25 protein-coding genes are annotated in these 25,182 nt (G+C 45.8%); 18 read left to right on the forward strand and 7 right to left on the reverse strand.

All coding sequences use genetic code 11. The features are described from left to right. The first annotated feature begins 93 nt into the window (after nt 1–93). The 4 genes from C0033_RS16535 (at nt 94) to C0033_RS16550 (ending at nt 4,619) form a co-directional block, all read left to right on the forward strand. Nucleotides 94–708 carry a TetR/AcrR family transcriptional regulator gene (locus C0033_RS16535; protein ID WP_103229002.1) on the forward strand — a complete coding sequence of 205 codons (615 nt, stop codon included), beginning with the start codon at nt 94–96 and terminating at the stop codon, nt 706–708. Further along, a complete protein-coding gene (locus tag C0033_RS16540; RefSeq protein ID WP_103229003.1) occupies nt 708–2,099 on the forward strand; it encodes an MATE family efflux transporter in 1,392 nt (463 codons plus the stop codon). The genes C0033_RS16535 and C0033_RS16540 overlap by 1 nt, the downstream gene beginning before the upstream one ends. An 86-nt stretch (nt 2,100–2,185) precedes the next feature. Then, nucleotides 2,186–3,268 (forward strand): ethanolamine utilization protein EutH, encoded by a 1,083-nt coding sequence (locus tag C0033_RS16545; RefSeq protein WP_103229004.1) that lies wholly within the window; start codon nt 2,186–2,188, stop codon nt 3,266–3,268. Then, a complete protein-coding gene (locus C0033_RS16550) occupies nt 3,261–4,619 on the forward strand; it encodes an MATE family efflux transporter (protein ID WP_103229005.1) in 1,359 nt (452 codons plus the stop codon). The genes C0033_RS16545 and C0033_RS16550 overlap by 8 nt, the downstream gene beginning before the upstream one ends. Here the strand turns inward: C0033_RS16550 and C0033_RS16555 are convergent. The 6 genes from C0033_RS16555 to C0033_RS16580 all read right to left on the reverse strand — a co-directional run bounded on the left by C0033_RS16555 (nt 4,612) and on the right by C0033_RS16580 (nt 11,973). Continuing rightward, a complete protein-coding gene (locus C0033_RS16555) occupies nt 4,612–6,936 on the reverse strand; it encodes a HAMP domain-containing sensor histidine kinase (protein WP_242984525.1) in 2,325 nt (774 codons plus the stop codon). The two genes, C0033_RS16550 and C0033_RS16555, sit on opposite strands and share 8 nt — an antisense overlap. A gap of 8 nt (nt 6,937–6,944) precedes the next feature. Continuing rightward, nucleotides 6,945–7,643: a response regulator transcription factor gene (locus C0033_RS16560; protein ID WP_103229006.1), complete on the reverse strand. Its 699-nt coding sequence runs from the start codon at nt 7,641–7,643 to the stop codon at nt 6,945–6,947. Between the two features lie 283 nt (nt 7,644–7,926). After that, nucleotides 7,927–9,840: a 1,4-alpha-glucan branching protein GlgB gene (glgB, locus tag C0033_RS16565; RefSeq protein ID WP_103229007.1), complete on the reverse strand. Its 1,914-nt coding sequence runs from the start codon at nt 9,838–9,840 to the stop codon at nt 7,927–7,929. 37 nt (nt 9,841–9,877) lie between these two features. After that, nucleotides 9,878–11,224, reverse strand: coding sequence for an alpha-amylase family glycosyl hydrolase (locus tag C0033_RS16570; RefSeq protein ID WP_103229008.1), 1,347 nt, complete (start codon nt 11,222–11,224; stop codon nt 9,878–9,880). A gap of 48 nt (nt 11,225–11,272) precedes the next feature. Continuing rightward, nucleotides 11,273–11,491 (reverse strand): YaaL family protein, encoded by a 219-nt coding sequence (locus C0033_RS16575; RefSeq protein ID WP_103229009.1) that lies wholly within the window; start codon nt 11,489–11,491, stop codon nt 11,273–11,275. A 104-nt stretch (nt 11,492–11,595) separates the two neighbouring features. Next, the gene (locus C0033_RS16580; RefSeq protein WP_242984526.1) at nt 11,596–11,973 is read right to left on the reverse strand and encodes a metalloregulator ArsR/SmtB family transcription factor; all 378 of its coding nucleotides are present in this window, start codon (nt 11,971–11,973) and stop codon (nt 11,596–11,598) included. Nucleotides 11,974–12,198: 225 nt separating this feature from the next. Here C0033_RS16580 and C0033_RS16585 point away from each other — a divergent pair, with 225 nt between their 5' ends. The 14 genes from C0033_RS16585 (at nt 12,199) to C0033_RS16650 (ending at nt 24,108) form a co-directional block, all read left to right on the forward strand. Next, a complete protein-coding gene (locus tag C0033_RS16585; protein WP_103229010.1) occupies nt 12,199–12,720 on the forward strand; it encodes an A24 family peptidase in 522 nt (173 codons plus the stop codon). Nucleotides 12,721–12,773: 53 nt separating this feature from the next. Beyond that, a complete protein-coding gene (locus C0033_RS16590) occupies nt 12,774–13,784 on the forward strand; it encodes a hypothetical protein (RefSeq protein WP_103229011.1) in 1,011 nt (336 codons plus the stop codon). Further along, nucleotides 13,775–15,001, forward strand: coding sequence for a CpaF family protein (locus tag C0033_RS16595; RefSeq protein WP_242984527.1), 1,227 nt, complete (start codon nt 13,775–13,777; stop codon nt 14,999–15,001). Before C0033_RS16590 ends, C0033_RS16595 begins: the two co-directional genes overlap by 10 nt. After that, complete coding sequence (locus C0033_RS16600) at nt 14,895–15,728, forward strand: type II secretion system protein F (protein WP_242984528.1); 834 nt, start codon at nt 14,895–14,897, stop codon at nt 15,726–15,728. The genes C0033_RS16595 and C0033_RS16600 overlap by 107 nt, the downstream gene beginning before the upstream one ends. A gap of 204 nt (nt 15,729–15,932) precedes the next feature. After that, entirely contained in the window at nt 15,933–17,141 is a 1,209-nt protein-coding gene (locus tag C0033_RS16605; protein WP_103229013.1) for a hypothetical protein, read from the forward strand. A 42-nt stretch (nt 17,142–17,183) separates the two neighbouring features. Next, nucleotides 17,184–17,354, forward strand: coding sequence for a Flp1 family type IVb pilin (locus C0033_RS16610; RefSeq protein ID WP_103229014.1), 171 nt, complete (start codon nt 17,184–17,186; stop codon nt 17,352–17,354). 33 nt (nt 17,355–17,387) lie between these two features. Next, complete coding sequence (locus C0033_RS16615) at nt 17,388–19,304, forward strand: DUF5702 domain-containing protein (RefSeq protein WP_103229015.1); 1,917 nt, start codon at nt 17,388–17,390, stop codon at nt 19,302–19,304. A 142-nt stretch (nt 19,305–19,446) separates the two neighbouring features. Further along, on the forward strand, nt 19,447–20,265 hold the full coding sequence (locus C0033_RS16620; protein WP_180994778.1) for a hypothetical protein: 819 nt from the start codon (nt 19,447–19,449) through the stop codon (nt 20,263–20,265). Between the two features lie 20 nt (nt 20,266–20,285). After that, complete coding sequence (locus C0033_RS16625; RefSeq protein WP_103229017.1) at nt 20,286–20,687, forward strand: pilus assembly protein CpaA; 402 nt, start codon at nt 20,286–20,288, stop codon at nt 20,685–20,687. Further along, nucleotides 20,684–21,004, forward strand: a complete 321-nt coding sequence (locus tag C0033_RS16630; RefSeq protein WP_103229018.1) for a hypothetical protein — start codon at nt 20,684–20,686, stop codon at nt 21,002–21,004. Before C0033_RS16625 ends, C0033_RS16630 begins: the two co-directional genes overlap by 4 nt. Before the next feature lie 93 nt (nt 21,005–21,097). Further along, entirely contained in the window at nt 21,098–22,384 is a 1,287-nt protein-coding gene (locus C0033_RS16635; RefSeq protein ID WP_103229019.1) for a DUF6382 domain-containing protein, read from the forward strand. A gap of 121 nt (nt 22,385–22,505) precedes the next feature. After that, a complete protein-coding gene (locus tag C0033_RS16640; RefSeq protein ID WP_103229020.1) occupies nt 22,506–23,120 on the forward strand; it encodes a rhomboid family intramembrane serine protease in 615 nt (204 codons plus the stop codon). 20 nt (nt 23,121–23,140) lie between these two features. Then, the gene (locus C0033_RS16645) at nt 23,141–23,560 is read left to right on the forward strand and encodes an HIT family protein (protein ID WP_103229021.1); all 420 of its coding nucleotides are present in this window, start codon (nt 23,141–23,143) and stop codon (nt 23,558–23,560) included. Between the two features lie 26 nt (nt 23,561–23,586). Then, a complete protein-coding gene (locus C0033_RS16650) occupies nt 23,587–24,108 on the forward strand; it encodes an RNA polymerase sigma factor (protein ID WP_103229022.1) in 522 nt (173 codons plus the stop codon). A gap of 2 nt (nt 24,109–24,110) precedes the next feature. Here C0033_RS16650 and C0033_RS16655 read toward each other — a convergent pair whose 3' ends face one another. Then, nucleotides 24,111–25,181 carry an undecaprenyldiphospho-muramoylpentapeptide beta-N-acetylglucosaminyltransferase gene (locus tag C0033_RS16655; RefSeq protein ID WP_103229023.1) on the reverse strand — a complete coding sequence of 357 codons (1,071 nt, stop codon included), beginning with the start codon at nt 25,179–25,181 and terminating at the stop codon, nt 24,111–24,113. Nucleotide 25,182 lies beyond the last annotated feature (1 nt).

Genomic DNA, 25,182 nt, shown 5'->3' on the forward strand with positions numbered 1-25,182 from the left:
ACTTTATAGTTTATTTATTGACCGATCGGTCAATAAATGATACAATGCAATTAAAATAGACCGGTTGGTCAATAATTGCAAAGGAGATTGGGAATGAATAGAGATGAAAAAAACCTGATGACCAAACAAAAGATTATAGACGCCGCATTGCAGGAATTCAGTGAGAAACGTTTTGCCGAAGCTTCGATGAACACCATATGCAGTACGGGTAAGATTTCAAAGGGAATTATTTATCATTATTTTAAGGATAAGGATGAGCTTTATCTGGTCTGCGTGAAGGCTTGTTTTGACAATTTGACCGGATATATGGAAGAACATATGGAGCTGGACAGCGACGATATGGAAGAAAATCTGCAAAAATATTTTGATGTCAGGATTAACTTTTTTGCAGAAAATCCTCTGTATCTGAAGATATTCTGCAGCGCTGTTATCACGCCGCCGGCTCATCTGGCCACGGATATTTCCGATATCAGGAAGGCATTTGACGATATGAATATCAGAATCCTCACATCATTGCTGAACCAGATAAAGCTGAGGCCGGGATTCACAGTGGACGAAGTGATTCATACATTCCGGCTTTTCCAGGATTTTGTGAATACGCGTTACCAGATGCAGACAGTTGATTATACGGGAATACAGCAGCATGAAAACCAGTGCAAACGGATCTTAAACCTTTTGCTTTACGGCGTGGCCGACAGGAGGATATGATGAAAGATGAAGAAAATAAAGCTTTGAAAGAATCCCTTTTGTCGGATACGGAGCCGTCAAAGGCGATCGTTAAATTGGCGGTTCCGGCCACCATGGCATTGCTCGCTAAAGCGGTATATAATATTGTAGATACCGCATATATCGGTCTGCTGCACAGTGAAACAGCTTTGGCGGCGGTTGGGGTAACGCTTCCATTGCTGTTGATATTTGTATCCATTGAAAATATCTTCGCAGCAGGAGCTGCGGTACTGGCCGGGCGCCAATTGGGCGCAGATGATAAAAACGGCGCCAATACTACGGTTTCCACCGTAATTGCGGCTTCGGCAGTGATCGGAATGCTGTTATGTATTGGCGGCATTGTGTTTATGGAGCCGCTGCTCAAAGCATTTGGAGCATCTGCGGCGGTGATGCCGCAGGCAAAGGAATATGCTTTTTGGATGTTTATCGCAGCTCTTGCCAACCTTCCGGCACAAAGCCTGAATTGTGCGGCGCGGGCGGAGTCCTCTGTGCGCATTTCATCCGTCGCGGTGATTACCGGAGCGCTGCTCAACGTGATTCTCGATCCTGTATTTATGTTTCACTGGGGGTTAGACATGGGAGTTGCAGGGGCGTCTTTAGCAACCACTATTTCCCAGTTTGTGACCTGTGGTATTCTGATGTGGTTTTATGCTTCCGGACGTTCCATCATTAAGGTTCGGATGAAATTCGTAAGGCCCTCTGCACGGCTGTTTAAGACCGTTATACTGATCGGAATACCTACGGCTGTTATACAGATCTGCCTTGCTGTGGCCACATCGCTGACCAATATGCAGGCATCCCTGCTTCCTGACAGCGATCTCATTATAGCGGCTTACGGAGTGGTACAGCGGCTGGTGCTGATAGGATGTTATGTCATTATGGGATTTATGCAGGGATATCAGCCGGTGGCTTCTTATTCGTTTGGCGCTGGTAATGAAGGGCGGTTCCGGGAATCCGTCCGTTTTGCGCAGAAAACTACGCTGATGCTGTCCGTAGCAGTGGCCATTGTATATGTGGTTTTTTCACGGCCGCTTATTATGATATTTAACCGCAATCCGGAGATCATTCTATATGGGGCAAGGCTGCTGATCTCGCAGGTGATTCTTTATCCGGCTTTTGGCCTTTGCTATATGATGACGATTACTTATCAGACAATTGGTTCTTCACGGTATGGCTTGTTTTTATCCACAATACGGCAGGGATTGTTCTATATTCCGTGTATATTGCTGCTCCCACGGTATTTGGGAGTGACGGGGATTTATTTTTCGCAGCCGATTGCTGATGTGTTTACATTGATGGTCTGTTTATTGTCTTATAAGAATATGAAGCTTACGGCAGTCAGCCATATGAAAATTCATCAAAAGCTTAGTTGATAAAAACTCAAATATAAATTAAGATAGGAGTGTGCGAAATTCTGCACACTCTTTTTTCTTAATACAAAGACTGGTGGAATATAAAAATGTCAATTAATGATATCATAATGTTCATTATGGCGGTTGGAATCCTGCTTGGCGGGGCAGACTGCATATTGAATAACAAATTCGGCTTAGGGGAAAAATTTGAAGAAGGTTTTATGTGTCTTGGCCCTACGGCGTTAAGCATGGTGGGAATCATCTGCCTGTCGCCTAAGCTGGCTCAGTTACTGGAACCGGTGATTGTTCCTGTTTTCCGTTTAATCGGAGCTGATCCGGCCATGTTTGCCAGCATTCTGGCTATAGATATGGGCGGTTATCCTTTGGCGCTGGCATTGGCGGAGGATGCTCAGGTGGGGTATTTTTCAGGGCTGATCGTATCCACGATGCTGGGAGCCACCATAGTGTTCACCATACCGGTGGGGCTTGGCATGATACAGAGTGAGGACCGGGTTTATTTTGCCAAGGGTCTGCTGATCGGGCTGGTTCCTGTTCCGGTAGGAGCTCTTGTAGGCGGCCTGATGATGGGACTTCCGGCGGCCTGCGTGCTGGTTAACCTGATTCCCATTCTGATTATAGGAATCCTGCTGGTCTTAGGGCTTTTATTCGCGCAGGAAAAGATGGTGAAGGGGTTCATTTATTTTGGACGGGGGATTAAGATTCTGACTGTGATCGGGCTTTCTGCCGCGGCGTTTGAATACATGACCGGAATCGTGCTGATTCAGGGAATGCCGCCGATTATGGAATGTATGGAGACCGTAGCGGGAATCTGCATTGTGCTGCTGGGGAGCCTGCCGCTCATGAATTTGATTCTGAGGCTTTTAAGAAAACCGTTTGGAACGGCCGGAAAGGCTTTGGGGCTGGATTCCGCGTCGATTGCGGGAATGCTGTTTTCCTGCATCAGTGTTTTGCCCGTATTCCGGATGATTAAGGATATGTGCCCTAAGGGAAAGGTGGTTACGACCGCATTTTTGGTAAGTTCCATCGCCGTATTTTCGGCGCATCTGGGATTTACGGCAGGGGTTAGGCCGGAATTACTTGTTCCGATGATGGCCGCTAAGCTGCTCAGCGGGGTTTTAGCCGTGGGCCTGGCGTTAATATTTGAGAAAGGAAAGAGATTGGATGGATAGGGAAAAAAGAAAATTGAATATGCTGACAGATCCGCCTGGAAGAACCATGTTTTTCTTCGCGCTTCCCATGATTATGGGCAACCTGTTTCAGCAGTTTTATAATATTATGGATTCCGTTGTGGTCGGTAAATTTGTGGGGGAGAATGCGTTGGCGTCGGTGGGAGCGTCCTATTCCATCACCAATGTGTTTATCGCCATAGCTATCGGCGGGGGAATCGGAAGCGCTGTCATCGTATCCCAGTTTTTTGGAGCGAAACAGATCGGCAATATGAAAACGGCGGTTTCCACAACCCTGCTTAACTTTTTGGCAGTTGGAATCCTGCTTGGCATATTCGGACTTCTGAATAATGAGGCCATTTTGACATGGATGAATACGCCGGCAGACGTATTTGAGGATGCGTCCGCTTATCTGAGCATCTATTTTATCGGGCTGCCCTTTCTTTTTATGTATAATGTGCAGGCGGCCATATTTAATTCGCTGGGAGATTCCAAAACTCCTTTGGGGCTTTTGATCTTTTCCTCGCTGTTAAATATCGTGTTAGACCTGATATTTGTCATTTCATTCCATTGGGGAGTTATGGGAGTTGCGGTGGCGACTTTGATCGCCCAAGGCATTTCCGCATTGATTTCCTTTGTGATTTTGATCCGAAAGATGGCCGGATATGAGGGAGAGGGGAAATTCCGGTTCTATGATCCGGGAATGGTGTTTAACATGGTGAAGGTGGCTCTGCCGTCCACCCTTCAGCAGTCCATTGTCCATATCGGAATGCTGCTTGTTCAGTCGGTGGTCAATGGATTCGGGGCCTCCGTGATGGCCGGATATGCGGCGGCAACCAGAATTGAGTCCATCAGCATTGTTCCCATGCTGGCCATCGGCAACGCCATGTCCACATTTGCAGCTCAGAATATGGGAGCGGGAAGAACGGACCGGGTAAGGCATGGATATAAGGTGGGATGTATGATGGTGGGAGCGTCTGCGGTGATATTGTGCCTGATTTCCCTTTTGGGAGGACGGTATTTCCTGATGGCGTTTTTGGACCCGCAGAGCGGACAGAAGGCGTTTGAAACCGGAATCAGCTATGTGACCTTTATCTGCTTTTTCTATGTATTTATAGGCCTCAAAGCGACAACGGACGGACTGCTGCGAGGAGCCGGGGATGTGCTTGTATTCACCCTGGCTAATCTCGTAAACCTGTCCATCCGTGTGTTTGTAGCGTTTCATTTTGCCCCGGTTTGGGGCGTTGAAGCCGTTTGGTTTGCAATCCCTATGGGATGGGCTTCAAACTTCGTTATATCCTATCTCAGGTATCTGACCGGAAAATGGAGTCAGATCAAGCTGATCTCTAAGTGAGATCAGCCTGTTCCTGGCTTACAGCCGGTTTCTTAATCGGAAAGCTCACCTGGGCTTTGAATAAATCCCCGTCTATATAGAGCTTAAAAATTCCATTCTGCAGTTCGGTCAGGCTTTTTGCGATGGAAAGTCCGAGGCCGCTGCCTTCTGTGGTACGCGCCACATCTCCCCTTACAAAACGTTCGGTCAGCTCGTCCGCATTGATGTTAAGCGGATTGGCTGATACATTCTTGATGGTAAAGACTGCCAGATCCTCTTCCTGCTGGACGTCGATATAGACACGGCTTCCTTCCATGGCATATTTGTATGCGTTGTTATAGAGGTTTTCCAATACCCGCCACAGATGGCGTCCGTCCGCTTCGATTAAAAGCGTCTGGTCAGGCAGATGGGTTACCACTTCCAGATGGCGGAGCGCAAATTTCTCATCAAATTCTCCGTTGGTCTGCCATACCAGTTCCACCAGGTCAATGTTGGCGATCTCTAGCTTAACATTTCCTGAGCTGGCTTTAGAAGCTTCCACCAGGTCCTCGGTAAGCGTCTTCAAACGCTGGGATTTTTGGTCCAGAACCTCCAGATAACCCTGAATCTTAGGGTCCTGAATGTGTTCCCGCTTAATCAGATCCACATAATTGATAATGGATGTGAGGGGAGTTTTGATATCGTGTGAAACATTGGTGATCAGATCCGCTTTTAACCGTTCGCTCTTAACCTTTTCCTGAAGCGCATTTTCCAGACCGGAGCTGATGTTGTTAATGCTTTCCGCAACGGCCAGCTCTTTTCCTGAGAAAAAGTCCAGATCCACTTTATAACCGGTATCCCCTGTGGAAATGCTTTTAAGCGCTTCGTCAATCTTATCTTTTTCCATAGAGGTCTGTAAAAGCTTTAAAAATACCGCCAGATCAATCAGAATAAGGAGAGCAGCAGTACCCCAGAATTTAATAAAATTAGAAGGGATGTTCTGCTTATAGTAAAGATAACTGATCAAAACCACGCAGCTGACATTAACGGCTAAAAATGCCAGATAACACACAATAATTCTCATCTTGAAACTGTGGTTCAGCAGATAGGCGGAAAAGCCGTTGCAGAACCGGTTGACAATGCTGTTTTTCCACAGGGAAGCGGCTTTATACCTGCGGATAACGCTGAAAACGGCGGTCAGGGAGACCACGTACATAACCGCTCCTTGGGAAAGCTGTTCCAAGTAAGCCCAGTGATCCGACTTAAAAAGCAGATGGAGAAGGGGATAGCCGATCATCCGGCCCATATAGAGCGCAGCCCATACAGCAGCCCCATATAAGATGACTCCCGCTTCCGTAGGAATCCGGTCAAAATGATGAAGGGATATTTCCCGGGATTTTCTGGTTTTATGGCCTGATACAGGGATCAGATACAGCACGGTTCCCATACAGCCCAATATGCCCATGACCAGCATGACAAAACCGTCCACATACCGTTTATGCATGATGCGGTAGCGCTGTGCAGCTATTGAATATGCGTCCAGATGCGGATAGGAAGTATCAATTGCCACTATAATGGAGGAATTGAAATTGTCATACGGGTTGTTTTTTTCCAACAAAGTGGCCACATCATTGGGAGGTAAGGCGATATTGGTTACAGGACTGATCGCATCTCCTGAAAGATAAAGGAATTTACCCAGCTTAGCCATTTCCTCAAAGGTCATATCATCCGAATTGGTGTAAATGCTGGTGTTTTTTTTGCTGTCCTGATAAGCCACCCTGAAATACAGGTTGGTGGGTTTTTCAATAAAGTTGAACCGGATTGTATAGTATTCGCCCAGCTTTTCCAATACCTCTCTGGACAGTTCTTCCAGGGTGGCGAACTGGTCTCCCGGCTCCGCATAAACTTCATTGGGCAGATACGCTTTCCAGTTGATCATCAGGGATTCCCTGTCGGGAACGATATCTCCGGCCTGATTTTTAACGACCTTGAAGTTTTCGTCCAGATAGAATCCTCTTGCCTTAGCATAACGGACCAACTCGTCCAACGTATAGGTAACATCCCGCTTATTGTTGTAACGGACGCTTAAAATATCTTTGGTGTAGTCGATTTCCCCGTTGGTTTCAAATAAGTCTTTATAGTTTACATAATTAAAGATATTGGTAATGTCAGAGCGCAGCTGTTCAGAAAACATCGGCGTGTCTTCATAGGTTTCTTCATTGAGCCAGGCCAGCCCTTTCCCGGAGTTGTCGTTGATCTGTAAAAAACAGAAACCGGCCAGAACCAGAACCACGAAGAACAGGTGCAGGAGCACAACAAAACCTTTTTTAAACTGCATCTTAAACTGTTCAGATTTCATAATGGCTCCTATTGCTTTTCAATCTTATATCCGACGCCCCAAACAACTTTCAGATATCTGGGTTCTCTTGGGTTGATCTCAATTTTCTCACGGATATGGCGGATGTGTACAGCTACTGTGTTGTCCGCACCGATGGCTTCCTCGTTCCAGATCTGTTCATATATTTCGTCGATAGAAAATACCTTGCCCGCATTTTTAACAAGCAGCAGCAGGATATTGTATTCAATCGGCGTCAGTTTAATCAGTTCGTCATCCACCAGAACCTCTTTGTTGTCATCATTGATCTGAAGGCCGCCGCATTTGTAAATCTGGCTTTCCGTCTGCTGCTGGTTTAAATTGCCTAACTGGGTATAGCGTCTTAACTGGGATTTAACGCGGGCAACCAGCTCCAACGGGTTGAACGGTTTCGTAATGTAATCATCGGCGCCGATATTCAGCCCCAGAATCTTATCCGTATCCTCGGATTTGGCGGAAAGTATGATGATCGGTATGCTGCTGGTTTCACGCACTTTAAGAGTGGTTCTGATTCCGTCCAGCCCCGGCATCATCACGTCTACGATCATCAGATCCACCTCATGAGTCTCCAGCAGCTCCAGCGCTTCATAACCATCATAAGCTTTAATAATCTGAAATCCCTCTCCGGTTAAATAAATATCTATGGCTTCCACAATTTGTTTGTCATCATCACAGACCAGGATTGTTTGCATGGTTTTAGCCTCCTTTAATTAAATGTTGGACAGCCCTTGCCGCCCCTTTACGAACATTTTATCATGGGAATGAGAAAATGCACATGAATTTTTTCGAAATTTATGTAAGCGTTTACAAAAAATATGAAAAACCTATTGATTTTTGAATCCAATTGGATTACTATAAGGAAGGTATCCTTTGCCAGCCCTTTCCCTGGGGCGAAAAACCAAGAGCCATTCATCTTCCCCGGATGAACGGCTCTTTTTTTTATGAAACTACTTACAATATCAGTATAAAAATATGTTAATTAAATCTGAGAATTGCCGTTCCGTACGCGGGAAGCGGATAGGAGACGGAATACGGCTGCCCGTCACATTCCTTATGAACTGCCCGGAAGGAAGGCGCTTTTTCGCCCCTGCGGTACATTCCGTGCTGATTGTCCAGAACCAAGGTATAAGTGCCTTTTTTCGGAACGCCCACTCTGTAATCGTCTCTGGCAACCGGTGTAAAGTTGCAGATGAACAGAAGATTCTGCTTGCCGGTTTCCGAATACCTGACAAAGCTGAAGATGCTGCGGTCTCCGTCGTTGGCATTGATCCATTGGAAACCGTCCCATTTGTAATCCTGCGTGTAGAGGGCCGGATATTTCTGATAGATGTGGAGCAGGTCGCTGACATAGCTCTGCAGCCCGGCATGCTGTTCCTCACCTGTTAAATACCAGTCCAAACTCACCTTTTCATCCCATTCATGGATCTGTCCGAAATCCTGTCCCATAAACAGCAGTTTCTTGCCCGGATGTCCGAACATAAAGGTGTATCCGGCTTTCAAATTGGCGAATTTATCCTCATAAGAACCGGGCATCTTGTTGAGCATGGAACATTTCAGATGCACCACCTCGTCATGAGAGAGAACCAGAATGAAATTCTCGCTGGTGGAATAGGTCATGCCAAAGGTCATCTTGTTGTGATTGTATTTTCTGAAATACGGGTCTAGCTTCATATATTCCAGGAAATCGTGCATCCAGCCCATATTCCATTTGAACGTAAATCCAAGGCCGCCGTCTTCAGGCGCTTTCGTAACCTTAGGCCAGGTGGTAGATTCTTCTGCAATCACAACGGCACCCTTACCCCGTTCGCCCATCACACTGTTTAAATGTTTGAAAAATTCTATGGCTTCCAGGTTTTCATTGCCCCCGTAAATGTTTGGAATCCAGTTGCCGTCATTCCGTCCGTAATCCAGATAGAGCATGGATGCCACCGCGTCCACTCTCAGCCCGTCCACATGGAATTTCTCCACCCAGAACACCGCGTTGGCGATCAGGAAATTGGCGACTTCGTATTTTCCATAGTCGAATACCTTGGTTCCCCAGTCGGGATGTTCCCCTTTTCTTGGGTCCGCGTATTCATACAGCGGCTGTCCGTCAAAATCGGCAAGCCCATGGGCGTCCTTTGGAAAATGGGCGGGAACCCAGTCCAGAAGAACTCCGATCCCCTTTTTATGAAGGTAATTGACAAAATACATGAAGTCTTCAGGAGTACCATAACGGGAGGTAGGAGCAAAATACCCGGTCACCTGATAGCCCCAGGAACCGTCGTAAGGATGCTCCGCGATTCCCATCAATTCCACATGGGTATAGCCCATCTTAATCACATAATCGGCCAATTCATGAGCTGCTTCCCGATATGTATAATAGCCGTCCCGTTCTTCGCTGTTTTTCTTCTTCCAGGAGCCCAGATGCACTTCATAGATGGACATGGGCGCTTTTAACGGATTCTGCTCCAGGCGCTGCTTCATCCATGTGTCGTCATTCCAGGAAAAACCGGAAAGATCCGTGGTAATGGAAGCGGTTCCCGGACGGTACTCCGCCGTAAACGCATACGGATCTGCTTTGAACAGTATTTTCCCGGTTTGTGTGGTGATGGCGAATTTATATAATTCCCCGCTTCCAATGCCGGGAACAAATGCTTCATAGATACCGGAATCGGCCAGAACCTGCATTGGATTGGCCTCAGGATTCCAGTTGTTAAAATCCCCCACAACGCCCACGGCTTCCGCGTGAGGCGCCCATACGGCAAAATACATTCCTTCTTTGCCTTTATAATTTTTGGGGTGAGCGCCTAATTTTTCATATATCTCGTAGTGAGTGCCGTTGCCGTACAGGTAACGGTCAACCTCCGTAATAAAACCTATCCCAATTTGTTTTTTTCTACCCGCCATAATTTCCTCCATCCTGCCGCTTTTGTCCCTGCGGCAATCAATTAGTTTGATGATCCGATGCTATCTTCAAGACAATGCCCTCATTGCCCTTTAGTAACAAGTTGATGAAGCCCCCCTCGATCGGAAAGACAGCGCCGTCAAAAAGGCTGACAGCCTCATTTCCTGAAAAAGGTATGGGAATGCGAAGGTTTACCTCTTTATCATCATTATTTACCGCAGTTACGGATGCTTCCTCCCCGATAAAACGGGCAAATGCATACTGGCGGTTGGTGAGCAGAAGTTCTTTGTATTCTCCTCTGTGGTATTCCGGGTTATCCCTGTGGATTGCGCCCAGCTTTGCGATCATTTCGGTCAGGCTGTTGTTTAGCCGGTCTGCATCGCCGATGGAAATTGAGGGGCGCAGTTCGTCGTCGCTGTATTTTGTTCTCATTCCCTTTATGCCCCATTCGCTTCCGTAGTAGATGGAAGGAATACCCGGAAGGGTGAAGAGAAGTGTGTAGACAAGAGGAAGATGCTCCGGCAGGTTAAGCTTGCTGGCCAGCCGGTTTTCATCGTGGTTGTCCACGAAGGTGTAGAGATCTTTACCCACCTGTTCCAGCCTGCGGACCGTATGGGCGATCTCAAAATAATTGTGGTCGTTATGACCGGAATAAAAGCCCTTATGTAACTCATAATTCGTTACGGAATGAAGCATTTCAGAGTTCACCCAGCGGCTGTATTCTCCGTGGATCACTTCGCCCATGAGCCAGAATTCCTCTTTCATAGCCGATGTCTGTGTTCTCAGTTCTTTCATGAAGCCGAAATCCAGAACATTTGCACAGTCTAAGCGGATTCCGTCGATATCGAATTCATCGATCCAGAATCTGATCACATCAAACAGATACTGTTTTACATCAGGATTCCACAGGTTCAGACACGGAAGTTCATAATGTCCCTGCCAGGCTTCATAGGTAAATGAGTCGCCAGCGGGGCTTTGACAGGAAAAATTAACTCCTCTGTACCAATCGCGGTAAGGCGATGACTCCCGGTTTGCCTGGATGTCCCGAAATGCGAAAAATTCCCGCCCGGTGTGGTTGAATACCCCGTCCACCACAACCTTTATTCCCTGGCTGTGACACAGGGAAACGAAGGTTTTAAAACTGCTGTTAGTGCCTAAACGTTTGTCCACAAGTTTGTAATCCCTGGTGTCATACCCGTGAGAGGTGGATTCGAACAATGGTCCGATGTAGATGGCATTGCAGCCGAGCGACAGGATATGAGGAATCCAGCGGTTCAGTTCCTCAAACCGGTCCGTGACAGATTCTTCCAGGTTTTGCTTGGGAGCCCCTGTCATACCCAAGGGATACATATGATAAAATACCCCTTTTTCATACCATGTACTCATAAATACTTACCTCCCGGTTTCCGGTGCGCCGTGTAAATGGCACACGTTTTAAGATTGGATCTCCTGGCTTTTAAAACGCCGGAGAAGAAATTGATAACGCAGCTGTGCCGCATTCAATTCGTAGATGTAGCAGTCGATCAGAGTAGGGTCTACAACCTGTTCGAAATGGTTTCTGGCCGCGTCAATGGCCGTCTTCGTCTGCTCGATCTCCGCCCGCAAATTCTGTCTTTCCAAGGTGCAGATGGCTGCCTTTTTCAGTCTCCTCATGGTTACCTCTCATTCCGCCGTTCATACGGCTTTTTCATCTTTTTTATAACCATAGTATGACTGATTTGACAATATTTATTCAGTTGAGGGAAATAACTCCAGCATTAAACGGAAAGTGATTTTTCCTTTAGGCATTCCTGCAGCATGGAGCCCAAGTTCATCAGCTGTTCAGTGCTGCTTTGAATGGTCATGTAATAATAGTTGGAAGTCCCTTCTTTCTGAATCCCCACCAATCCGGCATCCTTTAAAATCTTTAAATGGTGGGAAATAGCAGGCCGGGAAAGATTGGTTTTTTTCGTGATTTCCATCACGTTCATTCCCTTAATTCCGGCTCTGGTATTCTGTATGCCGCTGCCTTCCAGGCGGCCAAAGGCGGCGTGGGTCAGCGCTTCGATGATCGTCAGCCTGACTTCGTCACCCAAGGCGATGAAAAGGGGCATACAGGTGTTAAAATGAGCTTGCAGTTCGTTTAAATCGACCATGGGTTCCTCCTTTGGTTTAAAATTTTAAACTAATTATATTCTACCATTTTGAGGGTATCAGGTCAACAAAAAACAGCGGAAATAAAAATGGTTTTTTCGACAAAAACATATTGACATTTGATTCAAAATCACGCATAATGTAAAAACACTATTCGCATCGCTTTCAGTCGGTGCAGGTCATGGTTTAGCCCGTTTCGGGCATATACTCCATTAACGAAATAAAATATGATTAAGAAAGAAGGGATTATTATTGTCAATCAGACGGTGATTCTATGTTTACTTGCCGGAAGCGCTTTTTTTGATATCAAAAACCACAGGATACCGAATATCTGGATTCTCTTAGGAATGGCAGCAGGGATGTATTTACATAGGGGAGAGCTGGTCTGGTTTCTGCTGAGAGTTCTGGCTGTGACGCTTCTGTTTTTCCCCCTCTATTACTGCCGGATGATGGGAGCCGGGGATATTAAAGTGATGTCCTTAATCTGCGGTTACTGCAATGTGGCAGGAAGCGTTACGGTTATCGCCATCGGATTCCTGATCGGGGCTGTCTGGTCCCTGATGAAGCTTATGTATTACCACAGCCTGAAAGAACGTCTTTTTTATCTTGCCGCATATGTTCAGCGGATAATCTGTACAAAAGAAATCGGGGAATATTATAATCCTGGCCGGGATGGTTACCGCATGACCATACCATTTGCAGTCTGTTTGTTTCTGGGCGGCTTTTTTTACTATGCATTTTTAGCCTGATTAAAGAGCGGTGCGGGCTTGGGCTTTATTAAACTTACAAAGGAGATGAAGACATGAAACGAATTATGGCGGTCTATGATGTGGACCCCTTTTATTCAGACCGTTTTGCCGATTTTGCCAACAGAAAGGAGAAGGTGCCGTTTACGGTTGCCGCTTTCACGTCCATGGAACGATTACAGGATTTCGCAGGAGAGAATCCCATAGAACTTCTGCTGATCAGCGACAGTGTGAACCGGGAACAGGTGGATAAGCTGAATGCGAAACAGGTGGTAACTCTGTCGGACGGAGAGGTGGTGGATGTGAAGGACAGCTATCCCAGCGTCTATAAGTACCAGTCCACGGACAATGTGATCCGCGAGGTGATGGCATGTTACTGTGAAAAACCTGAGATTGAGCCGCTGAAAACAAGCCTTTCCCAGTGCCGGATCATCGCTGTCTATTCGCCTGTGGGACGTTGCCTGAAAACCTCCTTTTCCCTGGTGCTGGGTCAGCTGATGGCCCAGGATGAGAAGGTGTTATATCTCAACCTGGAGCAGTATTCCGGCTTTTCAGCCATCACCGGGGAAAACTTTAGCGGAGATTTATCCGATGTGATGTATATGTACCGGCAGGGGAATTACCACTGGCTGAAACTCAGCTCCTATGTATACAGCTGGGGAAATCTGGATTACATTCCCCCCGCCAGATTCCCGGAAGACTTGGAAGAGACAGGAGCTCAGGGAGCGGCCGATCTGATCCGGGAGATTGCAGAGGAGAGTGCGTATGATGTGATCATCGTGGACGCAGGCTGGTTCGGCAAGAGCGTGACCGACATTTTAGAGATTTGCGGCACTGTTTACATGCCGGTGAAAGAGGACTGCATGTCGGCTGCAAAGCTGGAAGAGTTTGAAGATTATCTGATGCAGTCGGGAAAAGGCGGGCTGCTGGATAAGATACAGAAACTGAAGCTTCCCTATCACAGCAGTTTCGGAAGGCGGGATACTTATCTGGAACAGCTTTTATGGGGAGAACTGGGGGATTATACCAGACAGCTTCTGAAAGGAAAGGGGAACCTATGGCATTAGACTTTCAGGAACTGAGAACGGCTCTGAGGGATGAGCTGAGGCAGGAACTGAATGAACGGCGCGGCCTGGACGACAGCCAGCTGTATGAATTGATTGACAGCCGGATATTAGAGGCGTCAAAGGAACGTTATCTGCCCTTAAAGGAGAAATCCATGTTGAGAAAAAGCCTGTTTAACAGCTTCCGCCGCCTCGACGACGTGCTTCAGGCGGCGGTGGATAATCCATCTGTCAGCGAAATTATGATCAATGGAAAGGATACCATATTTGTTGAAGAAAAAGGGGTTATCAAACGGTGGCCTCATACCTTTGACAGTGAAGAGCAGCTGGAAGATATGATCCAGCAGATCGTGAGCAGGGTAAACCGCGTGGTTAACGTTTCTTCCCCTATTGTGGATGCCAGGCTGGAAGACGGCTCCCGCGTTCATGTAGTTCTGCCTCCCGCCGCTTTAAATGGCCCCACGGTCACCATTAGAAAATTCCCGGAACCCATAACCATGGAGAAACTGATCACATACGGCTCTTTGACCGAAGAAGCGGCCCATCTCTTAAAACTGCTTGTAAAGTCAGGATACAACATGTTTATCAGCGGAGGAACAAACTCAGGAAAAAGCACGTTTTTAAATGCCCTGTCCGCATTTATCCCGGAAGATGAGCGGGTGATCACAATTGAAGATTCGGCGGAACTTCAGATTCAGCATGTTCCTAATCTGGTTCGGTTAGAGACAAGGAATGCCAATGCGGAAGGGGAGGGGGCGATCACCATTGGCGATTTGATCCGCGCGTCCCTGAGGATGAATCCTGACCGGATTATCGTCGGGGAGGTGAGGGGAAAGGAGGCCGCCGAGCTATTAAACAGCATGAATACGGGCCATGACGGAAGCCTCAGCACCGGCCACGGAAATACGCCTAAGGACATGCTTTCCCGCCTGGAAACCATGGTTTTAATGGGCATGGAACTGCCCCTTGCCGCCATAAGAAGCCAGATCGCTTCCGCCATCGAGATTTTAATCCACCTGGGGCGTCTCCGGGATAAAAGCAGAAGGGTTTTGTCAATTGTCGAAGTAGGAGGTGTTGTTAACGGTGAAATTGAACTTAATCCCTTGTATCAGTTTGAAGAATCGCCTTCCCAAAATCAGAATCAGGTGTCCGGCTGCCTTAAAAAGACAGGGGAGCTTAAAAACACGGGAAAACTGGCAGCAGCCGGTTTCCGATTATAACCAGTATCACTTATCCGCGGGGGAATGGTGCGTCAGCCTGTTAACCGGAATTATAATTTATGGAATTGTGGTCTATACGTTCTATCGAAGTCTGTTTTTATTCATTATCTGCCTGCCCATCGCAGGAATTTACCCATTTATCAGGAGAAAAGAGCTGGCCGCCCGGCAGAAACAGGAATTTGCCAGAGAGTTTAAGGAAGGAATCTTAATTCTGGCCGCCTCTTTAAGCGCCGGATATTCGGTGGAAAATGCTTTTTCCGCCAGCTTAGGGGAATTAAAGACCTTGTATGGAGATCAGGGGCTGATAACCAGAGAATTTGAATTTCTGTCAAAGAGAATCGCCACGAAATGTCCTGTGGAACAGGCCCTTCTTGATCTGGCGGACCGGAGCGGGCTGGATGATGTGGAGAATTTTGCCCAGGTCTTTTCCGTAGCTAAACGCAGCGGAGGCCAGCTGGTACCCATCATTAACCATACGGCCGGCATCATCCGTGAGAAGATGCAGGTGCGGGAGGAGATCGAGACTCTGAACGCCTCCCGGAGGTTTGAACAGAAGATCATGAATATGATCCCGTTCTTAATCGTCTTTTATATTAATTCCACTTCACCGGGATTTTTCGACATGATGTATGAGACAAGCCTTGGAAGGATTATGATGAGCGTCTGCCTGATCCTCTATTTGGCGGCTTACTGGCTGTCGGGAAAGCTGCTTCAGATTGAAGTTTAACAAAATAAGCGAGAATTACCCACCTCTAGGCGGAGAGATGAATCGTCAAAAACAAGCTTAACGGCAGTGGTGGGCATAGATACCCCACTGACATGAGGGCAAGATTGTCAAGATTATCCGGCACTGAATAAAAGGCAGCAGACCTGCCGTGTCATTTTGAATGATATATGGGCTCAAAATTCGGACTGAAATAAGGAGGTGCCTGTGAAGGGGAAAAAGCAGATTGTTTGTATTCTCCTGGGAGCAGCGGCTTTTGCTGCCGCAAAAATATCTTCCTGGAGTGAATATGGGGATATTACCAGCCTGAACCGTCCTTCCTACGGCCAGGGAGACGTTTCCTATCAAGTGATTGTCGAAGGGCTGGAGGAAGAAGAGATCCCTTTAATCATCAATGTAAGCGACAGGCTGATCGGGGAGGAAGAATGGGATGAAACCGGCCGTCAGATTATAGACTCCCTCCCGGAACGGATACTGGGAGAGAATCAGTCTCTGCAGGAAGTCAGAACCGATCTGAATCTGATAAGCTGGATTGATGAATATGGAATAAAAGCCAGATGGGATACGGACTGCCCGGAGATATTAGACAGCTTTGGCCATATTACGGCGGAGGAGCTCTCAGACCGGGGAGATCAGGTCATTCTGACCGTAACTCTTTCCCAGGGAACCATAAAAAGTGAATATGAAATCCCAATTACCGTATATCCTGCAAGATTAACAGATAAGGAGGAATCGGCAGCCGGATTGGGGAAAGTGTTGTCCGCTTTGGACGAACAAAGCCGGACCGGAGAAGAACTGAAGCTGCCCAAAGAATATGAAGGGAAAGAACTGCATTATCGAATGCCGGATGATTCCGGCCATTCAGTATTATTGGTTTTGGGCATCTTACTGGCAGTCCTATGTGCTGCCAAGGAAAAGATGGATGCTCGCCAGAGAGAGAAGCGCCGCAGAAGCCAGATGATGCTGGACTATTCGGAGATCGTATCAAAATTGATGATATTCATCGGCGCCGGAATGACGGTATCTATGGCATGGGAACGGGTTGCTCTGGATTATGAAAAGATGAGGGCGGAGGGAAGAAAGGAGATGAGGTTCGCATATGAAGAACTGTGCACCGCCTATTATCAGATTAAAAGCGGAATCTCAGAAGGAAAGGCGTATAGGGATTTTGGAAGGCGCGCAGGGCTTGGCTGTTATCTGAAGCTGTCCGGTCTGTTAGAGCAGAACCGGAAAACAGGCATGAAAAATCTTAAAGTCCTTTTGGACGCGGAGATGGAAGATGCATTTGAACAGCGGAAAAATCTTGCGAAAAAACTGGGGGAAGAAGCCGGAACAAAACTGCTGCTTCCACTGTTCATGATGCTGGGAGTGGTTATGGTGATTATCATGGTTCCGGCGCTGATGTCTATGTATTAACAAACTGAATATTAAAAAATGATTAGAAAGGCAGGATGCAGAATGAAGGAAATCAAACGTTTTTTCAGAGAAGAAGATGGAATTGGAGTGATTGAGGTAGTTTTAATATTAGTCGTCTTGATTGGCCTGGTGATCATATTTAAAAAGCAGATCACAACGCTTCTCAATAATATCTTTAAGGAAATTAACACCCAGTCCAAAGAAGTCTATTAATTTTCAGGTTACAGGAAGGGATTATGTGAAACCATGAGGAGAAAAAGCGGACAAATCACCGTCTTCCTCAGCCTGATCCTTATGTGCACCTGCAGTCTCGTCTGCGTCCTAATGGAATCGGCCAGAACTGCAGGTGCCAGATGGTACATGCAGACTGCGGTAAACTCATCGCTGGAATCCGTGCTGGCTGCATATCACAGGGAATTATGGGAAGATTACCATTTACTGCTTTTAGAAGCCTTTTCCAAAGACCAGGTGGAGCAGGAATTTGAAGATTATTTTAAAACCTATGCAGAAGCAGAAAATTGGTATTCCATGAATGAGGCCAAAGCTGAGGTTCAGAATTGGAAACATATTACAGATGAGGGCGGCAGATACTTTCAGGATGAGATTATGGATTATATGAAATACGGCATCTTCACCCAGATCGAGGTGTCTCCGGAGAGCGCCAAAGACCTGCTCAGCCAGGTGAAAGAGGCGAAAGCGGCGGCCGGAATCAGCGGTTCGTATAACAGCCATACGAAAAAAGCGGTGAAACTGGAACAGGCTCTTTCCGATATAAGCACCAGTCTGAGCAAACAGGGTGAGATCAGAAACGCAGGTTTTGAAGCGCTTAGCAGCTGTGACGGAGGGACGTTTTTAAAGCAGATGGATAAACTCCTCAAAGAAGGAAAACGGATGCCGGGTTTAGTGGAACGGTATGAAAAACAAGCCGATATCCTGGCATCGGAGATCCAAAAGAGCCGTCTGGATCTGGCAGGAAAATCAGCTGATTTATCCGGTACGGTTAAACAGGCTTTGGAAGAAGAACTGAGTTCTTACGAAACCTACATACTGGAAGACGGCGAACGGAGAAAAGAAGTACGCGGCCTGATTTCCCTATCGGAGCGCAATACCAGTCTTGTAGAGTCGGTAAAAGAAGAAGCAGAAGCTGTAATTCAATATATTAACGATTGGGAACCGGAAGAAGACGGAGACGAATTGGATGAAGAGGAGCTTTGGGAACCGGTAAAAAGCCATCTGCAGAGATTTGAAACCAGCGGTCTGTCCTGCAAAGCCGGGATTGCGGATAAGAAAAAGCAGGCATGGTTAGAACAGGTCACAGCCATAGCGGAATCGGGGCTTCTAAGGCTCATTATGCCGGAAGGAAAAGACATATCAGGCGGCCGATGGAATCAAGCCGGATGGCCCTCCTATACTGTCGGCACAAATGGAAGTCCGGATGGAGATGACCTGATAAAAAGGGCGCTTACCGGCCAATACTGCGATATGGTTTATACCGATGTGCTGAGTGAAACGGATAAAGATACCTTTTATGAGATGGAATACCTGATTTCAGGCAAAGAATCTGACAGGGAGAACTTATCCCAAACGGCATCTGAGATGCTCGCGGTAAGAACCGGATTAAATCTGATTCACATATTATCCGATCCTCAGAAAAGGGAAGAAGCCAGGGGACTTGCGGCTCTGATCGCCGGTTCTGTTGGGCTTGCGCCTTTGGCCTCTGTTTTGGCAGTTTTTATCATGGGAGTGTGGGCATTAGGAGAAGGGATTATGGATCTCAGAATCCTTTTACAGGGAGGAAAGATCCCGATTTTGAAATCATCAGAGGATTGGCAGCTGGATTTAGACAGTCTTCTGCGCTTGGGAGAAAAAGCGGATCTGCCGGGAGGTGATTTGCCGCAAAAAGGATTTTCCTACCAGGGATACTTAAAATTGCTGCTTTTGCCCATGGATTCATCACAAAAATACTACCGCATGATGGATATGATTCAAGCCAACCTGGTCAGGAAACAGCCGGATTTTCTAATTCAAAATATGGTTTACCAAGTGTATATAAAAAGCGAAGTTTGTGGAAAACACAGTTTCTTTTCTCTCAGTCCGGTGGATAACTTATCCGGTAAGGAAAATAACTATCAGATGGAAGCGACGGCTCAGAAATCATATTAGGAGGTGAAGGATAATGCTCTTTTTTCCAGAGTGCCATATAAAATTGCAAAAAATAAATAAAAAAAACGTAACTCTCCAAGTACGAATGCCCCTGAAGTTCAGAGGTGCTCTGGAAAAAAGGGTATTATCTTTCACCTCCCGTATGAATGCAGCTGTAAGTGTGGAAGCCGCTTTCGCGCTGAGCTTATTTTTATTTTTTATGATCTCTCTCTTGGCTCCTATGAAAGTGATGAATATACATAGACAGATGCAGGCTGCTTTGGAGGCAGCAGGAGAAGATGCGGCCCGGTATGCCTATGTGACCTACCGCATGGATCAGGGAAAAGAGGTATCCGGGGCGGATCAGTCCTGGATACAGGAGTATATACAGGGATTTGCAACCAAGGCAGCCGTTCTGGCCGGAATTTCCTATGATCTGAGCCGCAGGAGCGCCGGATATCCGGTGGAGCATATTAATATGATGGGTTCTGAGATTATGAACGGCGATGATGATATTGATCTGATCGTTCGATATGAGGTGCGCCTTCCATTTTCTGTATTTGGTTTAAAAAGTATCCGCCAGACATGCCGGTGCCGCAGGCGTGCCTGGATTGGCCGGAAAGGCGGACGGGGAGACGGGGAGACCACAGAAGGTGATTCTGATATTATTGTTTATATTGGAAGAAACGCCACCAGATATCATCAGAGCCGCTACTGCCATTACCTCTATAATGATCTTCAGGCGGTTGCTAAGGAGGATGTGGGCAGTCTGCGCAATGCAGAAGGCGGCATTTATCACCCATGCAGTATCTGTGGAAATCTGAATGGAGGGGATACGGTATATATCATGCCAAGCGGGAATAAATATCATACGGACCCCGGGTGCCATTCGATTATTGCTTACGTACAGGAAGTGAAGCTGTCTGAGGTGGAGCATCTGGGAGGATGTTCTTATTGTTCAGGAGGAAGTGGAGGAAAATAATTTTGAAAATACGATTGATTATGTTTTCGCTTTTTTGGTGTATAGCGGCCTGGCAGGACCTGCGCATGAAAAGCGTATCACTGTGGGTTTTTGTTATTTTTGGTATTGCAGCTTTACTGGAACGCCGGGGAATCAGCCTGGATATGATAATCAGTGCCGGAGTCGGCCTGATCCTGCTGGGAATCGGGTTTATATCCCGGGGAGCGGTAGGAGAGGGAGATGGAATGTTCTTTCTTGTATCGGGTTTATACCTTCCGGTTATGGAAAACTGTCTTTTGCTTTTATACGGGCTTTTTTTCTGCAGCATTTTCAGCCTTATGGTTTTTGCGGCGGGTAGCGCTGCCAATCGGAGTATGCGCGGCAGAACGGTTCCCTTCCTCCCATTTCTGCTTCCGGCAGTTATTTGGCTGGTATGTCTATGAGATTGAGAGGGAGTTATACGGTAGAGGCAGCTGCGGTGATGGGGATTGTGCTCATGGCCTTATGCATACTGCTGCAGACGGCACTTGGCTGGAAAGAGGATACAGTCGGAATTATGAAGCTTCATGAAACCGTGGAGTATATGAGATATCATAAAGATCTATCCTCATTATCCGTTCCGGAGTATCGGATTCAAGTGTCGGAAAACGGGAAAAAGGTGAGCGGACAATATCTGGGAAACAAGAGAACCGTAAGGATAGAACATGATCTGTATGAACCGGAGGAGTTCATCAGAATGATCAGCCTGATTGTGGAATAAGTGCGAGGCGTTATAGAGTGCCTGGCAGAAGATGGAAAGCAGGCATTCGGCTCATCTTCCTAATAGCCAAAACATTTAGGAACGGAGGAAAAGATGAAAATCAGCTATAAACGGGAAATGAACCACAACTATATGATCGTGGAATGCGAAGGAGACAGAAGCGGATATGCGGAAAAAATGATGGCTGGAAACCGTATAGAAGGTTTGCTGAAATTCCGTGTGAAATTAGTGGATAATGAGAAATTTTACTATTATGAAATAACCTCCCGCCAGCCGCTGAGCCGTCTGTTGAGCAGCCATTCTTTAAGGACTCCTGAGATCAGCCGTCTAATATTGGGAATCAGCCAGGTTTTGGAAAAAATAGACGCTTTTTTGTTAAATGAAGAGCAGATACTTTTAGATCCTGAATATATCTATATGGATCCTGAGACCGACGAATTGGGACTTTGCCTGATTCCCGGTTACCATGGAGATTTTCCGTCTTCGTTGACGAAACTGCTTCAGTATTTACTGGGAAAAGTGGATCATCAGGATAAAGAAAGCGTTGTGCTGGCATATGGCCTGTTTCAGGAGAGCCAAAAGGAAAACTATGGTATGAAAGATCTTTTGAAACTGCTGTTTCCGGTGAACTGCCGGAATGATACGGCGCCTCAGCAGGAAGAACGTGTTCCAGAGCAGAAACGGGAGGAGGATAAAAAGGAAGAGATACGCCCATCATCTTTAAATAAGGATGCAGCAGCTCCAAAACAGAAAAAAAGAGTCTGGTATCAACTGCTCTTTCTTCCGTTTGGGATATTCGGACTTTATGCATGGGGCGGTTGGGATGAACTCTATAACAAATGGATATGGGTTGCCGCGATAGAGATTGTTATAGCCGTTTTTACCGCTTTGATGTGGAATAAAAAAACTGAGCCGGAGCAGAAGGAAAAAGTTCTATTTCAAAAAATGTCCCCATCTGAGTCCTGGCATATGGATTTTGAGGAGGAAGCGAGAGAAGAAAGCTGTGATGAAAGCCTGCAAAAAGCAGTATTTTCGACGGGATATAAAGAAGAAAACACTGTTTTGCTGGCGGAAACAGAGAAAAAAGACGGATTTCATAAATTAATAAGCCTACAGCCGGAAAGTTCTGATATACTTATAGAATATTATCCATTTATAATTGGAAAACAAGAAGGGATTGTCGACTATGTATTGCCAAAGGATACGGTCAGCCGTCTGCATGTACGTCTGGATGAACAGGAAGGGCATTATATGCTGACTGATCTGAATTCTACCAACGGAACGGTGGTCAATGGGGTGTTGCTGGATAACAATGCCTGTGTGGAACTGTCCTCCGGAGATGAGGTATATATTGCAGATGCGGCATACCGATTTTTGTAGATTTATAGCTTTAATTGTATTCATAAAAGTACGAAAAAGCGGATTTTTTGATAAAATAACGACTTAACAAACAGAACATAGTATGTTAAAATACTGCTGATGTATACAAAGGAGATTTCACATGGGAAATGGGCGCAAAAGAAACATAGCTTATGTTAATGGCGCAATAATTGCTGTTAATGTAATCTGGTTTTTATATCTCGAATTGACTGGTTCTACGGATGATTTGAATTTCATGGTAGATCATGGCGCAATGTACGCTCCGTATGTGGTGGAATATAAGGAATACTACCGATTGTTTACATCTATATTTATGCATTTTGGTATTGATCATATTTTGAATAATATGGTGATTTTATTTGTTTTGGGTGACAATTTGGAACGGGCGCTGGGCAAAATTAAATATTTGTTATTTTACATAGTTTGTGGGGTAGGTGCTAATATCATATCAATGCAGTTTAATATCAGCCAATACAGACATGTGGTTTCGGCAGGAGCGTCCGGTGCAATCTTTGGTGTAATCGGAGGCCTTTTATATGCAGTGGTCATTAACCGGGGACAATTGGAAGATTTAAGCACACGACAGCTTGTGATGGTTATCGTATGTTCTTTGTATTTTGGATTTACCGGCAGCGGAGTGGATAATGTTGCACATGTATCAGGATTGATTTTGGGTATTTTGATGTCCATGATATTGTACAGAAAACCACGCGCATACCGTGATTATGAAAGATAGATATTAGAAAGGAGGGTATTATGAAAGACGACAATTGTATTTTTTGCAGGATTGCAGAGGGTGATATCCCATCTTCAACGATCTATGAGGATGAGGATTTCAGAGCGATCCTGGATCTCGGTCCGGCATCGAAAGGACATGCATTGATTTTACCTAAAAATCATTATAAGGATGTTTGTGAGCTGGATGCAGATCTTGCGGCCAAGGTACTGCCTCTGGCAGGAAAAATCGGGGCTGCAATGAAAGAAAAATTAGGCTGCGCAGGCTTCAATCTGGTTCAGAATAATGGATCGGAGGCGGGCCAAACCGTATATCATTTCCATATGCATATTATTCCCCGCTACGAGAGTGGTCCGGCTATGGTTACTTGGAATCCGGGCAGTGCTGCATCAGAGGAGTTAGAGGAAACAGCAAAGCTGCTCCGTGATGCGCTGAAATAAAATATAATTACTTTTAGGAGAAAGATATGCAACAAGATGATGATCAGGTGTTGCGTACCATGTATAAAGATTTTGAACCAATCCTACGTACTATTGCCAAGAATCAGGGAGTCTTTGTCGATGATATAGACGACATGATTCAAGAAACTTATTTAGCTTATTATCTGAAGTATCCTTTGGACTGGAATGAAAAGCAGAAAAAGGCTATGCTTGTCAGAATATTGAAGAACAAATGTATCGATTTATTTAGAAGAAGATCCCATTATGATATGGTGAGCATGGATACGGAAGAACCATTTGATGAGACGAAGATAGTTGCCAATAAAACGACAAAAGATGTTTTGGATACGCTGGCGAATGATGAAACATTAATGGAGATCAGAAAAGAGATCCAGGAGATGAAGAAGGACTGGCGGGATGTGGCTATTCTATATTTTGTTGAGGAACGGCCAATAGAAGAAATATGTCTGATCCTGGAAATATCAGAACCGGCTTTGCGGATGAGGATTTCCAGAATCAGAAAATACTTTAGAGACACATTCAAATAAGCTTAGCCCGCATTTGTATAGGACTCGATCAGGGCGATGATAGTGCCAACAGCATCATTTAATGTACTTTGTTCCATATTTGTAGTGAATTCCTGACGTCTATTGTAGGTGGATACTATAGCCTGATAGAGGGAGTCTTCATTCAAAGATTCTTCTTCCAACAAAGTGCTGAATCCCTGTTTTTCAAAGGATTTGGCATTTAGGATTTGATCGCCTCTGCTGGCTGCAGCTGACAAAGGAATTAAGATGTTAGGTTTTCTGAGCGCCAGTATTTCGCAGATAGAATTGGCGCCAGCCCGGGATATCACTAAATCCGCGACTGCGAAGAGATGCTTTAATGGAGCGTCCACATATTCATACTGTACATATCCGGTAGTTCCGATCAGACTCTCGTCCAGATTGCCCTTTCCGCAGATATGTATCACCTGGAATTGTTCTAGTAATTTTTTTAAAATGGATCGAACGACTGTATTTACGGTGACAGAGCCAAGACTTCCTCCTATGACCATAATTACCGGCTTATTGGCTGATAAGTGGGCATACTGAAGTCCCGACAGACGGTCTCCTTGTAAAAGTTCTTTACGAATAGGCGAACCGGTAAGCACAGCTTTTTCTTCGGGAAGATAGTTCAGAGTTTCCGGGAAATTACAGCATACTTTTTTTGCCGATGGAATACAAAGTTTGTTGGCCAGTCCGGGAGTCATGTCTGATTCATGGATAATGACAGGGATTTTATAATGCTTAGCGGCTAATACTACAGGTACTGCAACGAAACCACCTTTAGAAAATACGATATCAGGTTTGTGTTTTTTTAGAAGTTTTAACGCTTCCCCATATCCTTTTACAACACGAAATGGGTCGGAGAAGTTTTTAATATCAAAATAACGGCGTAATTTACCAGAAGATATTCCGTCATAGGGAATGCCGGCTTCTTCGATTAATTTACGCTCAATTCCCTGATAGGAACCGATATAGTGGATTTCATATCCCAGTTCCTTCAATGAGGGAACCAATGCAAGATTCGGGGTAACATGGCCGGCTGTACCACCGCCGGTTAAAATGATTTTTTTCATA

This window comes from Clostridium sp. chh4-2 (assembly GCF_002899675.1).
Classification (GTDB): Bacteria; Bacillota; Clostridia; order Lachnospirales; family Lachnospiraceae; genus CHH4-2.